The 1,519-nt window shown below is 59.1% G+C and carries 1 protein-coding gene; it reads left to right on the forward strand.

What is annotated here, in order from left to right; genetic code table 11:
* Positions 1-104: 104 nt before the first annotated feature.
* Positions 105-1,487 carry an IS4 family transposase gene (locus AWB81_RS42815; protein ID WP_062644627.1) on the forward strand — a complete coding sequence of 461 codons (1,383 nt, stop codon included), beginning with the start codon at positions 105-107 and terminating at the stop codon, positions 1,485-1,487.
* Positions 1,488-1,519: the final 32 nt, after the last annotated feature.

Raw genomic sequence — 1,519 nt, forward strand, 5'->3', positions numbered from 1 at the left:
CTCAGGATTGCCCACATCTTCGGGATCTGACGCGAAAGAATTGCTTGTAAACGCGTAGCGTCAATGTTAACTTTCGTGCACCCTGTTTGTAACGGCGTGCGAGATTGGCGGGCGAGAACGATATCGACGATTGGGCAAACACCGAGTTCGGCGCTGCGAAGCTGGGCGACGCACGTCTGGAACGCCGTCTTGTTGCCCTCGCGCGCCGCCTCGCCTGCAGCCCGCAGAGCTCGTTTCCGCAATCGCTCAACGCTGCCGAGCTTAAGGCCGCGTACCGCTTTTTCGACAATACGCAAGTCGATACCGACGGCATCCTCGCGCCGCACATCACACAGACGCTGGATCGGATGACGGCGGTACCGGTTGTGCTGGCCGTACAGGACACCACGGAATTCAACCTGTCGCATCTTCCCGCTACTGAAGGGTTGGGCTACGGCTCGGGAAATCACACCAATTTGCGCGGTTTCATGATGCACAGCTTGCTGGCTGTCACTCCCGAAGGCCTGCCGCTGGGAGTGCTGGGAATGAAGACGTGGGTGCGGCCCGAAGAGGAATTTGGCAAGAAGCATCAACGCAAAACCCGTCCGGTCCATGAAAAGGAAAGCGCCAAATGGCTCGAAGGCATCGCGCATCTTGCCGAGCTCAAAAAGCGTTGTGCCGATGCGCGCTTCGTCTGCGTCGGCGACCGCGAGAGCGACCTGTACGAACTGTTTGCCGCAGAACGTCCCGCAGGCGTGGACTGGCTGATTCGCGCGGCCGTCAATCGCCGGGCGCGCCATCCCGAGGGATATCTGTGGGAGGCCGTTCAGGCCACTGCGCCCCTGGGTAGAACCGAACTGCTGGTGCCTGCCAGACACAATCTGCCGCAGCGAACCGCGGGCCTGACGTTACGTTGCGCAACGGTACGATTGCGGCCTCCAAGGGGACGCGCGAAGGGGCTGCCGGAAGTCGATGTATTTGCGATTCACGCAATCGAAGATGCCCCTGCGGAAGGCGTTGAGCCTATCGAGTGGATGCTGCTAAGTTCGGTGGCAACGACCACGCTTGATGACATTCTTGAGCGGCTTGCATGGTATGCACGACGTTGGACCATTGAATCTTGGCATCGCGTACTGAAAAGCGGATGCCAAGTCGAGGCGCGCCAGTTCGGGAGTCTTGACCGGTTCGTGCGAGCAACCGCTCTGTTTGCCGTCATTGCCTGGCGCATCCTGTATGCGACCCTCCTGTCGCGAATCGACGCGGACCTGTCCTGCGAGGTGTTGCTGCAACCCGTCGAATGGCAGGCACTGTATTGCCAAACACAGCACACCACGAAGCTGCCAAAGCAGGTCCCGTCCCTGAAGCAGGCCGTGTTGTGGATAGCCATGTTGGGCGGCTACCTGAATCGCAAGCATGACCGACCACCCGGTCCAACTGTGATATGGCGAGGCTTCCTCGTGATGCACGAAGTCACTAAGATGTATCGGCTCTTCCGGCAAAACGAATAGGACTATCTTTACAATTGTGGGTAATCCTGAGG

Source organism: Caballeronia arationis (genome assembly GCF_001544975.2).
In the GTDB taxonomy this organism is placed as follows: Bacteria; Pseudomonadota; Gammaproteobacteria; order Burkholderiales; family Burkholderiaceae; genus Caballeronia; species Caballeronia arationis.